Source organism: Arthrobacter sp. BGA-UO-ETr-C19 (assembly GCF_059568005.1).
On sequence record NZ_JCAQPC010000006.1, the window covers coordinates 91186 to 104332 of the forward strand.

General features: G+C 66.7%; 10 protein-coding genes. 4 read left to right on the top strand and 6 right to left on the bottom strand.

Annotated elements, in window-relative coordinates:
* Positions 1 to 61: 61 nt before the first annotated feature.
* Together AC57BR_RS01445 and AC57BR_RS01450 are read right to left on the bottom strand one after the other, a co-directional pair.
* Complete coding sequence (locus AC57BR_RS01445; RefSeq protein ID WP_496358014.1) at positions 62 to 1393, bottom strand: M20 family metallo-hydrolase; 1332 nt, start codon at positions 1391 to 1393, stop codon at positions 62 to 64.
* Positions 1390 to 3144, bottom strand: coding sequence for an amidohydrolase (locus tag AC57BR_RS01450; protein WP_496358015.1), 1755 nt, complete (start codon positions 3142 to 3144; stop codon positions 1390 to 1392). Before AC57BR_RS01450 ends, AC57BR_RS01445 begins: the two co-directional genes overlap by 4 nt.
* A gap of 191 nt (positions 3145 to 3335) precedes the next feature.
* Here AC57BR_RS01450 and AC57BR_RS01455 point away from each other — a divergent pair, with 191 nt between their 5' ends.
* From AC57BR_RS01455 to AC57BR_RS01470, 4 genes are all read left to right on the top strand, one after another.
* Positions 3336 to 4520 carry an RsbRD N-terminal domain-containing protein gene (locus AC57BR_RS01455; protein WP_496358016.1) on the top strand — a complete coding sequence of 395 codons (1185 nt, stop codon included), beginning with the start codon at positions 3336 to 3338 and terminating at the stop codon, positions 4518 to 4520.
* 203 nt (positions 4521 to 4723) lie between these two features.
* Entirely contained in the window at positions 4724 to 6055 is a 1332-nt protein-coding gene (locus AC57BR_RS01460) for an MFS transporter (protein WP_496358017.1), read from the top strand.
* A gap of 97 nt (positions 6056 to 6152) precedes the next feature.
* Positions 6153 to 7427, top strand: coding sequence for an ArgE/DapE family deacylase (locus tag AC57BR_RS01465; RefSeq protein ID WP_496358018.1), 1275 nt, complete (start codon positions 6153 to 6155; stop codon positions 7425 to 7427).
* A 282-nt stretch (positions 7428 to 7709) separates the two neighbouring features.
* Positions 7710 to 9449: a DUF222 domain-containing protein gene (locus AC57BR_RS01470; protein ID WP_496358019.1), complete on the top strand. Its 1740-nt coding sequence runs from the start codon at positions 7710 to 7712 to the stop codon at positions 9447 to 9449.
* An 81-nt stretch (positions 9450 to 9530) separates the two neighbouring features.
* On the opposite strand, the gene AC57BR_RS01475 is transcribed toward AC57BR_RS01470, so the two are convergent.
* The 4 genes from AC57BR_RS01475 to AC57BR_RS01490 form a co-directional block, all read right to left on the bottom strand.
* On the bottom strand, positions 9531 to 10367 hold the full coding sequence (locus tag AC57BR_RS01475; protein ID WP_496358020.1) for an IclR family transcriptional regulator domain-containing protein: 837 nt from the start codon (positions 10365 to 10367) through the stop codon (positions 9531 to 9533).
* Positions 10368 to 10495: 128 nt separating this feature from the next.
* Positions 10496 to 11179, bottom strand: a complete 684-nt coding sequence (locus AC57BR_RS01480; protein ID WP_496358021.1) for a 3-oxoacid CoA-transferase subunit B — start codon at positions 11177 to 11179, stop codon at positions 10496 to 10498.
* Position 11180: 1 nt separating this feature from the next.
* The gene (locus AC57BR_RS01485; RefSeq protein WP_496358022.1) at positions 11181 to 11879 is read right to left on the bottom strand and encodes a 3-oxoacid CoA-transferase subunit A; all 699 of its coding nucleotides are present in this window, start codon (positions 11877 to 11879) and stop codon (positions 11181 to 11183) included.
* 3 nt (positions 11880 to 11882) lie between these two features.
* Positions 11883 to 13085, bottom strand: coding sequence for a thiolase family protein (locus AC57BR_RS01490; protein WP_496358023.1), 1203 nt, complete (start codon positions 13083 to 13085; stop codon positions 11883 to 11885).
* Between the last annotated feature and the right edge of the window lie 62 nt (positions 13086 to 13147).

Consider the following 13147-nt stretch of genomic DNA (forward strand, 5'->3'; position numbering starts at 1 on the left):
CCTGGAGTTTTCCGGACCTTCGAGGCCGGATGGACGGAGCGGCGCTGCTGCACGTAGTTGGCTAGAGTCTATGGCCCAAGGGCGCGCGGCGGGAGGGTGACGGCCCGCTTACTCCTTGTTCATCCTGGCTGTCTCGAGTTCGCCCTGTCTCGAGTTCGCCGCGGACCAGCCGGCGCACCACCTCGGTGAGCAGCGCTACGCCGCGCACCGCGTCCTCATCACGCGTGAACTCCGCCTCGTTGTGGGAAATGCCCTCTTCGCTTGGAACGAACAGCATCACCGTGGGCACAGCATCCTTCATGTTGGTGGAGTCATGCCCGGCCACCGTCATGATGTTCATGTGGCTGAAACCGAGGTGCCCGGCGCTGGCGGTTCCCAGTGCCACGCCTTCCGCCTGATAGGACACAAGCCCCCACTGGTGCGTGAGTTCCAGCTGGATGTCAGTGCGGGAACGGTCCTGGGCATCGCCGATCCACTTGGCCAGGATGTCCCGGGCACGGGCCAGCACGTCCTCGTCCGGGGAGCGCAAATCCAGGTTCATGAGTACCTGCCGCGCAATGGTGACGGGTGAGTTGGGCAGGACCTGCATCTCGGAGACCGATGTGTGCAGCATTCCCGGCTCGAATTCCGCCGTAAGGTCCCGTGCGGCGGCAATGATCAGCGCCGCGCCGTAGAGGGCGTCCTGGCGGTCCTCCATCCTGGTGGCTCCGGTGTGCGACTGGCTTCCGTTGACGGTCACGCGGTACTTGCTGGCGGCCCACGTCTTGTCCACGATGCCGATCTGGACGCCCTGCTCCTGCAGGACCCGGCCCTGCTCGATGTGGATCTCGGCGTAGTTGGCCACGTCTGCCAGGGACGGAGCGTCCTCGGCCGCCTGCCGGTGTCCGGACGCGAGCGCAGACGAAACGGTCTCGCCGGCCGCATCTGTGGTGGCCAGCGCGGCATCAAGCCCAAGCTTGCCGGTGAACACCGAGCTGCCCATCATGCTCGGGGTGAACCGGCTGCCCTCTTCGTTGAACCAGTTCACTACCGCCAGGTTGTAGCGCGGCTGCACCTTCCCGGCTGCCACTTCCCCCGCAACGCGGGCAGCGGCGTGCCCGGCGGCCAGCACACCGTACGCGCCGTCGTAGCGGCCGGCCAGCGGCTGGGAGTCCAGGTGCGAACCGACCAGAACGTAGGGTGCGCCGGGTACGAGTTCAACGGTGCCGAACTGGTTGCCCGCATGGTCCACCTTTTCGTCGAAGCCGTGCCGCGCAAGCCATTCGCCGAACCACTTGCGGGTTTCATGGTCGGCTGCAGTTCCGGCCTGGCGGTCCACGCCGCCGCCATCCGTTGCGCCGAAGGCGGACATCGCCCTGAAATCGTCCAGGAACTGTTCGTTGGTGGTGCTCATGGGGTTTCCTTCCCGCTAAGTGCTGTCGCGAATTCTGTCGCGTCCGGGTCCGTGTCCGTGTCGGTCGCCGGGAACCTGTCTGCCCCGAACCGCATGTCGCCGCCGACCATGGTGGCCAGAACCTGGGTTGCGGCGATATCCGAGGAGGGCACCGCCGTCGGATCCTGGTTAAGAAAGACCAGGTCGGCAAGATATCCGGGTGAGAGCCTGCCCTTGACGTCGGCCGCCCCCGTGGCCGCCGCCGAACCCGTGGTGTAGGCGGCGAGCGCTTCGGCAGCCGTAATCCGCTCCGCGGGACCGTATACCGCGCCGGACGGAGTCAGGCGTTCCACGAATGACTGCATCACGTTCAGCGGCCGGCCCTCCGAGACGGGGCGGTCCGAACTTCCCGGCAGGATCGAGCCCCGGCGCAGCAGGCTCTTCGCGGGGTAGGACAATTCCGTCCGTCGGGGGCCGAGCAGGCGGGCCATCCCGTCACCGAATTCGGTGATGAAGTGCGGCTGCGGAACCACCACAATCCCGGCCTCGGCGATCCTGTCCAGCTGCTCCGGCCGCAGCACCCCGCCGTGCTCAATCCGGTTGGGCAGCGAGTTGAGTCCGTAGGCATCCTGGGCCTCGCTGATGATGTCGATGGCGTGGTCAATGGCATGGTCGCCGATGGCGTGCATCGCGATCGCCCAGCCCGCACGGTAGGCCTCAAGAGCGGCGGAGCGCAGCTCCTGTGCATCCATCTGCAGGTAGCCGTGGTTGTGGGTGCAGCCCACGTAGTCCTCGGTCATGTACGCGGTGCTCCCCAAGAGGGAGCCGTCGCTGAAGATCTTCACCGACCCCAGGCGGAGCCAGTCGTCCCCCAGCCCGGTGCGTATCCCGGCGTCGATGCCCCGTGCTTCCGGCTCCGACGAGTGGCCTGTAGCGGCATGCAGCGCGTCCAGGACCAGCATGGGTTGCATACGCACACTGAGCATGCCCTTGTCCCGGGCATTTTGATAGGCCATGAATTCACGCGGACTGTGCCCGATCCAGCCGCCTGCTATGCCGGCGTCGGTGACGCTGGTAATGCCTTCGGACAGATAGTGGGTGGTGGCGAGGTCCAGTGCCCGCTCGATGGTCTCCAGCGGATACGGCAGCATGAGGTCCTGGACCAGCCGCATGGCATTCTCTTCCAGCAAACCCGTGGGCCGCCCGGACGGGTCGGTGACGACTGCTCCGCCTTCAATCGGCCTGGCCGGGTCAACGTCCTTCAGCACAAGGTCAAGAGCCACGCCGTTGAGGGTGCACGCGTGCCCCGAGGAATGTTTGATCCAGACTGGCCGGCCGCCGGCGGCCGCGTCCAGGCGGTCGCGGTCGGGCTGGGCGCCGTCAGGCTGGGTCCCGTCAGGCTGGGCCCCGTCAGGCTGAGTCCCGGCCAGCAGCAGGGGGCTGAAGCCCGAGGCGACCACCCACTCATCCAAACCGAGCGATGCTGACGCTTCCGCGATGATGGCGTATACGTCGTCCAGGCTCCTGGCCGCGCCGAGGTTGGCCTCCATGAGGGTCAGCCCGAACCAGACGCTGTGCGCATGGACATCGTTGAAGCCCGGAACCACGGTGCTGCCTGCCGCGTCGATGGTTCGGCGGGCGCGGAGTCCGCAGTCCGGGCCCTCGTCCACGGCAATGACTTTTCCATCGTGGATCCACAGCTCCCCTGCGTGCGGGTGCGCGGGATCCTGGGTCAGGATATGGGCATTGCGGATTAGGAGATCGACCAGCATGAGTCCTCTTGGTGTGCGGTTCCCGGCCCCGCGGTGCGGTTCCCGGTGGTTGTCCCGGCGTCGGGGGTTCCGCGAGCCGGCGCAGGGTGACCCTGCTGACTCTGCAATTCAACACTGGAAAAATATCCTTCTCAATGGAAAAAAGCCTCCGGTTTGGGCCCACAACTTGGGCAAATGCCTAAAATGGTCACATGGACACCCGCACCCCAACCCCACCAGTCGGCGCGGCGAAAGTCAGGAACTTTCCGCAGGCGCCCTCAGCCGAACCGGACTGGGCGGAGCTCATCGGGAGGCTGTGGAAGGAGCGGGACACCCTGGTCCGCGACTTCCTCGAGCGCTTCCAGGCCGTCTCCTACGACGAGGCCCTCGTCCCGGAGGAGGACATCTACCAGACGGCCGCGGACAGTATGGACATGTTCCTGCTGCAGCTGGCCGGCGCGCCACTTCCGCCCGACCTGGAGGCCCTCCCCCGTGCCGTGGCCGTCCGCAGGGCACGCCAGGGTGTTCCGCTGAACGCCTTCCTGGAGGCTGTTCGCAATGACTTCCGGGTTCTGTGGAAAGGGCTGGAGCGGGTGGCCCGCGAGGACCGCATGGATGTCCTGGTGGCCAATATGGACCGCTTGCTGGATACGGTCGAAGGCTACGTCAGCAGCATCCAGCAGGCCTTTGCCGAGGAAGAAGCGCTCCTGGCCCGGAACAAGCAGCTGTACCGGCAGCGCCTGCTCACCAGGCTCTTCGACCACGCCAACCCGGCGGACCTGCCGGACATTGCCACTGCCCTTGGCGTGGGAATCTCGGACACCTTCGAGGTGCTGGCGGTGACCGGGGACGCCGTGACGCAGGCGCAGCAGCAGTACGAGTCGGACCGCCGGACCTTCATGTTCGAAAAGGCCGGTGCACTCTACCTGTTCCGGGTGGTCCGCAAGGAGCACACCTGGCGGCAGAAGCAGCCTGACTTTTCGGCCGGTTACATCCCGAAGGCAGGGGGGCTCTCCGCCGTGCCGAAGGCGGCATCGTCTGCGTTGGTCCTCGCGACGCACCTGGCGCCCGGAACCCGGCTGGGCACCGTCGCCGATACCTGGATGGGCGTGGCGGCGGAGATGCTGGAAAAGGCACTGCCCGATTTTGCCGCCCCGGTATGGAACGCCTTGGACAAGTGCAGCCCCCATGAACGGCAGCGCCTCCTGGACGTGGCCGTGAGCTATGGCCGCACCGGCTCCGTCAAGCTCACCTCCGAAGAGCTCTACTGCCACCGGAACACCGTGGTCAACCGGCTCAATGCCCTGCAAGAGGTGATCGGGCTCGACCTGACGGTGCCGGCGCAGGCCGCCCTTGCCCTGGTCTCGATTGCCTCTTACGAGCAACCCGCGTTGTGACAATGCACACGCTAGAAGCGGATTCTGGGTGAAAAATGTCATTGTTTAGGAGATTGTCACTCCTTTACGCTCGAACTTGTAGCCCGGCCCTATCCGCTAGGCGCCCACCCTCCGCTTCCCCGGATGGGAACTCACGGAATCTTCAGGCTGCGGCCGCCGCACATGCTGCGGAACGGGGCACGCACAGTTCGAAAGGCATCCACGTGGCGACGTCACACTCACTTGAAGGCGCACAAGTTGCTCCTCCCACCATCTCGGGCAAGGATGCGGGCACGATTGCCCGCGCCGCGTTCGTCGGCACCGCGCTCGAGTGGTACGACTACTACCTCTTCGGCACGGCAGCCGCGTTGGTCTTCAACCGGCTCATCTTCACCGATTTGGACCCGACGGCGGCCCTGCTCGCGTCGTTCGCGACCTTCGGCGTGGGTTTCGCTGCCAGGCCCATTGGCGCCATCCTCTTCGGCTACATCGGAGACCGCTACGGACGGCGGCCTGCGCTGCTGACCACGATCGTCATGATCGGCGTTGCCACCGGCCTGATCGGCCTGATGCCGGACTTCGGCACGATCGGCCTGGCAGCCCCTGTCGTGCTCGCGATACTGCGCCTGGTCCAGGGCCTTGCCGTGGGCGGCGAATGGGGCGGTGCCGTGACCATGGCCGTGGAACACGCCCCCGCAGAGAAGCGCGGACGTTTCGCAGCCCTGGTGCAGATCGGCTCGCCTGTGGGAACGCTGCTCTCCTCCGGCGCCTTCACCCTGGTTCTCCTGTTCCCCTCGCAGACCTTTGACGCTTGGGGCTGGCGCATTCCCTTCCTGTTGGCCTTCCCCCTGCTGGTCATCGCACTGTGGATCCGGATGAAGGTGGAGGAATCCCCGATCTTCAAGGACCTCCTGGCCCATGAGGAGACCGCCAAGGTCCCGGCACTCGACGTCCTCCGCCACGCCGGCGGCCGCCTGATCATCGCGGTACTTGCGGCAATGCTGGGTGTGGGCGGCTTCTACATGATCACCACCTTCACCGTCAGCTACGGTTCCAACAGCCTGGGCGTGCCGCGAAGTGTCATGGTCAACGCAACCCTGATTGCCGCCGTCGCACAGATCGTCATCACTGTCCTCATGGGACGACTGGCCGAAAAGATCGGCCCCGGCAAGGTCACCATGTGGGGCGGCCTGCTCACGGCCGTAGCAGCGTTCCCGCTGTTTGCCATGATCGACACAAAGTCTCCGGTGCTGATCACCCTGGCAATCACCATCGGCATTGTCCTCGTCGGGGTTGCGTACGCCGTCAACGGCGCGCTGCTGACCGAGCTGTTCCCGCCGAAGCTGCGCTACTCGGGCGTCGCCCTCGGCTACAACATCGCCGGCGCCACGAGCGGCTTCATGCCGATGATTGCCACCGCCATGCTCGGAGTCTCCGGCAACAAGTCGTGGGGTGCCGCGCTGATCCTGGCCATCATCGCACTGATGACCGCAGCCGGCGGACTCATCGGCGAGCGTATGCGCGTGCAGGACAAGCGCATCGTGACCGACAACTAAACACCGCTTATCGCCTTTTCTTGGGGGAGCCGTCCGCGGGACGGCTCCCCCAAGCCGTATCCCGCCGTCGTATTCCCCCACCGCCCCCGGAGAAAACATGATCACCGAAGAACAGAGCCGCCGGATCCTCGACGCCGTGGACGCCGCCTTTGACGCCCAGCTCGCCTTCACCCAGGAACTCGTCAGGCACCCGTCCCTGCGCACCGACGAAGGGAGTGCCCAGGATCTGCTGCACTCTGCGATGGCCCAACGCGGGCTGGAGATGGACCGCTGGGAGCTCGATCCCGAAGAACTCGCCAGCCACGTAGGATTTGGCCCCGTGACGGTCTCCTATGAGGGGGTGACAAACGTCGTCGGCACCTACCGGCCAGCCCGTGAGGAAGGTCGCTCGCTGATTCTCAACGGCCACGTCGACGTCGTTCCCGAAGGTCCGTACGAGGCATGGTCCCGTTCGCCGTGGGATGCACCGATCATCGACGGCTGGCTCTATGGCCGGGGCGCGGGAGATATGAAGGCAGGTCTTGCCGCGAATCTGTTTGCTTTCGACGCCGTCTGCACCGCTGGCCTGGAACCCGCGGGGCGGATCCACTTTCAGTCAGTCGTTGAAGAAGAATGCACCGGTAACGGCTCGCTGGCCGCCTTTTTGCGCGGCTACCGGGCAGACGCCGTCATCATCCCGGAACCCGAAGAGGACATGCTGGTGCGCGCCAACGTTGGCGTTCTCTGGTTCAAGGTACGGGTGACCGGAAACCCCACACACCCACGCGAGATGGGCTCCGGCTTCAACGCGATCGATGCGGCGTACACAGCCATGGCTGCACTCCGTGAGGTCGAAGAGAAGTGGAATGCGGACCGGGGCAGCCACGCGTACTTCGAGAACCTTGAACACCCCATCAACTTCAATTTTGGTGGCATTGCCGGCGGGGACTGGCCATCGAGCGTGCCCGCCTGGTGTGAGTTCGATGTCCGCGCCGCCATCTATCCCGGAATCAGTGCCGACTCGGCCTGGGCTGAGCTGCAGGAGTGCCTGGCGGGACTCTGCCGGGGACCTGCGCCCATCAACGCCGTTCCCACGAAGACCGGTTTCTACTCGGAGGGCTACGTCCTTGAGCCCGGCAGCGACGCCGAAGGCCTGCTGGAACAAACGCACCGCCAGGTTTTCGACGCGGACCTTTCCAGCTTTACGACGCCGGGATACCTGGACGGGCGGGTTTTCGCGTTGTATGCGGACACTCCGGCACTGGTTTATGGGCCGGTTTCGGAATCGATCCACGGGTTCGACGAGCGCGTCTCCGTGGAGTCGGTACGCCGCATCACCAAGAGCATTGCCTTGTTCATCGCCAACTGGTGCGGGGTCAAGGAACGCAGCTAGGACCCTGGTCCCGCTGTTCCTCAGCCCTCCGCGAATAATGTCAGTGCCTCGGATCAGACTGTATTTATGGAAGCCATTGGGGGATTCACCGCAGACCGGGCCGGACGGCCCGGTGTCGGTGGGTTGGCTTCCGTTTCAGGGAACGACGGCGGTAGCCGGCCTGATCGGTTGCCGTCCGACGGCGGCACTTCGGTCGGCCGGTCGGCCAACGGCCGGTCTCACAGCGGCCGGTCGGACAGCGGCGGGGCTATTAATGTCAGACCCCCGGACCAGACTGGATCCATGGAAGCCGTTGGGGGATTCACCGCAGACCGGGCAGACCGGGCCTTAGGGCCCGGTGCCGGTGGGTTGGCTACTGCCGGCGCCAACGCCTTGCAGGTCGTTTCTTCCGAAGCGGACGTGGTGGACCACGCCCTTGATTTGCTGTCATCGGACGCGATCACCGCCGAAGACACGGGGTTGTGGGGTTTCGGGCAGGCCGCGGATTTCGCGGACCGGGTCGAGCAGCTCTCCCGCCACGTGGAGCATCTGCAGGTGATCGCCGCCGGTGCCGTGGACCGGGCCCGCACCACGGCGCTGACCACCGCCGCGTCACCCCTCGTCCCGACCGCTGCCGCCGCAGGGTGCCCGGGTCCGGGGGATGACGGGGCCCGCACCACTGTCGAGTTCCTGCAGGCAAGGCTGCGGATCACCGCCGCCGAAGCCCGCCGCCGCCTCTCCCTGGCCGACGCCGTCCTGCCCCGGGCAGGGTTCGGCGGCCAGCAGCTCCCGCCCCGCTACGAAGAACTCGCCGCCGCGCTCAGCACCGCCCAGATCAGCTCCCGCGCCGGGACCACCATCACCCTGGCCCTGGACCGGGCCCGGCATCTCACCACCCCGGGCGTCACCGCCGAGATGGAACACGCCCTGACCCGCACCGCCGTCGAAAGCGACGGCGACTTCCTGACCCGGGTCACCAAACACTGGGCCGAGGCCATCGACCAGGACGGGACCGAACCCTCCGAACCGGCCCTCCGCCAGATCCAGGGCGCCTTCATCCGCCGCCCCAAACACGGACTGCAGCACCTGGAAATTTTCGCCACCGCCGAACAGTTCGAAACCCTCACCACCGTCATGAACACCGCCACCAACCCCCGCACCCCGGCCCCCGGCACCCCAACCAGCACCGACGGGACCGGCACCGACAGGACCAGCAGTACCGGGGCAGACAATGACGGGACAGGTCGCGGCGGGACCGGTGGTGACGGGGACGCTGAACAGGGCGGCTTGGCCGGCTGGGACACCCCGGGCCTCCCGGAGATCCCCCTGGATCACCGGTCACAGGGCCAAAAGAGACTCGACGGGCTCGTCGGCGCCTGCCAAACCGCCCTCACCACCGACACCCTGCCCGCCAACGGCGGCCACCGGCCCCAGATCCTGGTCACCATCAACTACCGCGACCTCCTCGCCGAACTCCACCAACGGCACGATCTTCAGGGAGCGCAAAGTGCACAGTGGGCCGCGCCGCCTTCTGACTGGGCCCAGGGCGCGCAGTGGTCCCAGGGCGTGCAGGGCCCCCGGCCGGGCTACACCGGCCGGACCGGCGACGGCACCGCCCTGTTCGCGTTCACCGGGCCCGTGAACCCGGCCACGATCCGCAAAATCGCCTGCGACGCCGACATCATCCCCGTCGTCCTCGGCAGCGAAGGCCGCATCCTGGACATCGGCCGCGCCTCACGGGTCTTCCCGCCCCACATCCGCAAAGCCATCACCGCACGGGACCAGGGCTGCGCCTTCCCCGACTGCACCATCCCCGCACCCTGGTGCGAAGCCCACCACATCACCTACTGGTCCCAAGGCGGCACCACCGGCACCGGCAACGGCGTCCTCCTCTGCAGCCATCACCACCACCTCATCCACAAAGAACACTGGACCATCGAAGTCACCAACGAGGTCCCCTGGTTCAAACCCCCACCAGAACTCGACCCCCACCGAAAACCCCGCCGCAACCACTACTTCCGCTCACGACCCCAGCGGGAATAAGCTCACTGCTGGTTTCTCTGAGCTCCATTGTGGGAAGGCGCAGATCCTCCGCCGCCTCACCAGCCAACCGGGTTAGTACGGCTAACGCCCGCTGGAGAAGTCCGACGAGATCCGCTCGGCCGTGGCCACGATTTCCTTCGTCACGGATTCCAGGTACGCCTCGGGATCGGGCTTGGCAGCCACGGACTGGGCCTGCAGCGACACGTTGACGGCCGCTACCACCTTCGGCCCGTGGTAAACAGGCGCAGCCACGGACATCAGCCCAAGCTCCAGCTCCTGGTCCAGCAGGCACCAGCCTTGAGCCCGGACTTTGTCGAGGACGGCCAGAAGGTCCTTTACCGTGCCGATCGCGCGCGGGGTGAGGGGCTTGATCTCCGCCGCGGCCAGGTATTCTTTCAGCTGCTCCGGCGGAAGCCCGGCGAGCAGCACCCTGCCCATCGACGTCGCATACGCGGGGAACCTGGTCCCCACGGTGATGCCGATCGTCATGATCCGGCGGGTGGTAACCCGGGCGATGTAGGCGATGTCCGTCCCGTCCAGCACCGCTGCCGACGTCGACTCCCCCAGCTTCAGGGACAGCTCTTCAAGGTGCGGCTGTGCCAGCTGCGGCAGGGAGAGCCCGGACAGGTAGGCGTAGCCGAGCTGGAGCACCTGGGCCGTGAGTGCGAAAGTCTTGCCGTCGGTCCGGACGTAACCGAGCTCCACGAGCGTGTGCAGGAAACGCCGCGCCGTCGCACGCGTGAGATCCGTGCGGGCAGCCACCTCGGTGAGCGTCATGTCCGCATGTTCGGTGTCGAACGCGCGGATCACCGCCAGCCCGCGCGCGAGCGACTGCACGTACTGGTCACTGGCCGCCGGCGCCCCGTCCTTCGGCGGGCGGCCCGCCCGGGGCGTGGTCCCTGCTGCTGCGTCGGTCATGGTTACCAATCCTAATCGGCGCGAACGGACACTTCCGGCCCCACCCGGAGCGCGAACTGGCAGCTAATGCCCTCAGATCTGGGATTTGAGGGCATCTGCTGCCAGTTCGCGCTTAGGGTAAGGGCGGGTTAGTGCTCGACGGCGGGGGCTGCCGTGAGGGGGACGGGTACCAGGGCCTGGAGTTCTTCGAGGGTGCAGCCGAAGGTTTCGCGGACGCGGACGCCGTCGGGGCCGGTGAGGAACACGGCCTTGTCGGTATAGACGCGGGTCACGCAGCCCACCCCGGTGAGCGGGTAGGTGCAGGCTTCCACGATTTTGGATGCGCCGTCCCGGGTGAGGAGGGTCATCATCACGAACACGTCCTTGGCTCCGGTGGCCAGGTCCATCGCGCCGCCCACGGCCGGGATGGCGTCGGGCGCGCCGGTGTGCCAGTTGGCGAGGTCGCCGGTGGCGGAGACCTGGAACGCGCCGAGGACGCAGATGTCCAGGTGTCCGCCGCGCATGATCGCGAACGAGTCGGCGTGGTGGAAGTAGGAGGCCCCCGGGAGTTCGGTGACGGGGATCTTGCCGGCGTTGATGAGGTCGCCGTCGATCTGGTCCCCTTCAGCGACCGGGCCCATGCCCAGCATGCCGTTCTCGGTGTGGAGCGTGATGTTCTGCTCCGGCACCAGGTAGTTCGACACCAGGGTGGGCTGGCCGATGCCGAGGTTCACGAACGAACCCGGTTTGATGTCGCGGGCCACCATGCGGGCGAGGTCGTCGCGGCCCAGCGGGGTTTCGGACGTCTGGATGGACGTTTCGACAAGGCTCATCTCAGGCCACCTGTTCTGCGGTGCCGGCGGCGGCACCGTTGGAATCAATTCGGACGATGCTGTTGACGTAAATGCCGGGGGTCACGATGTTTTCCGGGTCCAGCGCGCCGGTGGGCACGATTTCGGACACCTGGACGATCGTGTGCTTGGCCGCGGCGGCCATGATCGGGCCGAAGTTGCGGGCCGTCTTGCGGTAGACCAGGTTCCCGACGCCGTCGGCCTTCAGCGCCTTGATCAGGGCGACGTCGGCGTGGATCGGGGTTTCGAACACCTGGCCGCGTCCGTCGATGATGCGGGTTTCCTTGCCCTCGGCCAGCATGGTGCCGTACCCGGTGGGGGTGAAGAATCCGCCGATCCCGGCCCCGGCGGCGCGGATGCGTTCGGCCAGGTTGCCCTGCGGCACGAGTTCGAGTTCGATCTGCCCGGCCTTGTACTTCGCGTCGAAGTGCCAGGAGTCGGACTGCCGCGGGAAGGAGCAGATCATCTTGCGGACCCGGCCTTCCTTGATCAGCAGCGCCAGGCCCTGGTCGCCCTGGCCGGCGTTGTTGTTCACCACGGTCAGGTCCGTGGCGCCGGACTCCAGCAGCGCGTCGATCAGTTCGAACGGCTGGCCGGCGTTGCCGAACCCGCCGATCATCACGGTGGAGCCGTCCTTGACGGCTGCGACGGCCGCCCCGACGGTGTCAACGAAATTCAGCATCGCCTATGCCTTTCCTGTAGTAGCAGTCACGTTTTCGAGGACCACGGCCAGGCCCTGGCCGACGCCGATGCAGATCGCCGCAACACCCCAGCGCTGCCCGGAGGCCTGCAGGCTCCGGGCGAGGGTGCCCAGGATCCGGGTGCCGGAGGCACCGAGGGGGTGGCCCATGGCGATCGCGCCGCCGTGCCGGTTCACGATCGAGGCATCGATGCCCCAGGCGTTGATGCACGCCAGGGACTGCGCGGCGAACGCCTCGTTAAGTTCGACGGCGCCCACCTGGTCCCAGCCGATGCCCGCCTTCGCGAGGGCCTTGTTGGCGGCCTCCACCGGGGCGTAGCCGAAGTACTGGGGGTCGTTGGCGTGCGCGCCGCGGCCGGCGATACGGGCCAGCGGCTCAAGGCCCAGCAGCCCGGCGGCAGCATCGGACCCGATCCACGCCGCGGAGGCGCCGTCGGACAACGGGGACGCGTTCCCGGCAGTGACGGTGCCGTTCTCGGTCCGGAACACGGTCTTGAGCCCGGCAAGTTTCTCGGCCGAGGAGCCGGCACGGATGCCCTCGTCCCGGACCAGGTCCGTACCCGGCACCGGGGCCACCAAATTGTCGTAGAACCCCTCGTCCCACGCAGCAGCGGACAGGTTGTGCGAGTTCGCGGCGAATTCGTCCTGCTGCTCGCGGGTCACCCCGTACTTCTCGCGCAGCCGCTCGGTGGCCTCGCCCAGGGAAATGGTCCAGTCCTTCGGCATGGCCTTATTCACGAGCCGCCAGCCGAGGGTGGTGGAGGCCAGGGTCATGTCCCCTGCCGGGTAGGGCTTCTCCGTCTTGGGCAGCACCCACGGGGCGCGGGACATGGACTCCGCGCCGCCGATCAGCATCAGCTCCGCGTCGCCGGCGTTGACCTGACGGGAGGCGATGATGGCAGCATCCAGGGACGATCCGCAGAGCCGGTTGACCGTGGTGCCGGGGATCGAGACGGGCAGGCCGGCCAGCAGCGTACCCATCCGGGCGATGTTGCGGTTCTCCTCGCCGGCGCCGTTCGCGTTGCCGAACACCACCTCGTCGATCCGCTCCGGATCCAGGGCGGGCGCGCGCTTGACGATCTCACCGATCACATGCGCAGCAAGATCATCGGGCCGGACCCCGGCGAGGCCGGAGCCGAACTTCCCGAACGGCGTGCGTACGGCGTCGTAAACAAATGCCTGGTTCATGAATTCCTCGAATTTTCTGGGCCCAACTGGGTAGCACTTCAGGGCGTTATGACGGCTCAGAA

Bases quoted from the DNA above. Each gene is read 5' to 3' on its own strand.
- AC57BR_RS01445 (WP_496358014.1), bottom strand. From the start codon at position 1,393: ATGAGCACCACCAACGAACAGTTCCTGGACGATTTCAGGGCGATGTCC.
- AC57BR_RS01450 (WP_496358015.1), bottom strand. From the start codon at position 3,144: ATGCTGGTCGATCTCCTAATCCGCAATGCCCATATCCTGACCCAGGAT.
- AC57BR_RS01455 (WP_496358016.1), top strand. From the start codon at position 3,336: ATGGACACCCGCACCCCAACCCCACCAGTCGGCGCGGCGAAAGTCAGG.
- AC57BR_RS01465 (WP_496358018.1), top strand. From the start codon at position 6,153: ATGATCACCGAAGAACAGAGCCGCCGGATCCTCGACGCCGTGGACGCC.
- AC57BR_RS01470 (WP_496358019.1), top strand. From the start codon at position 7,710: ATGGAAGCCGTTGGGGGATTCACCGCAGACCGGGCAGACCGGGCCTTA.
- AC57BR_RS01475 (WP_496358020.1), bottom strand. From the start codon at position 10,367: ATGACCGACGCAGCAGCAGGGACCACGCCCCGGGCGGGCCGCCCGCCG.
- AC57BR_RS01480 (WP_496358021.1), bottom strand. From the start codon at position 11,179: ATGAGCCTTGTCGAAACGTCCATCCAGACGTCCGAAACCCCGCTGGGC.
- AC57BR_RS01485 (WP_496358022.1), bottom strand. From the start codon at position 11,879: ATGCTGAATTTCGTTGACACCGTCGGGGCGGCCGTCGCAGCCGTCAAG.
- AC57BR_RS01490 (WP_496358023.1), bottom strand. From the start codon at position 13,085: ATGAACCAGGCATTTGTTTACGACGCCGTACGCACGCCGTTCGGGAAG.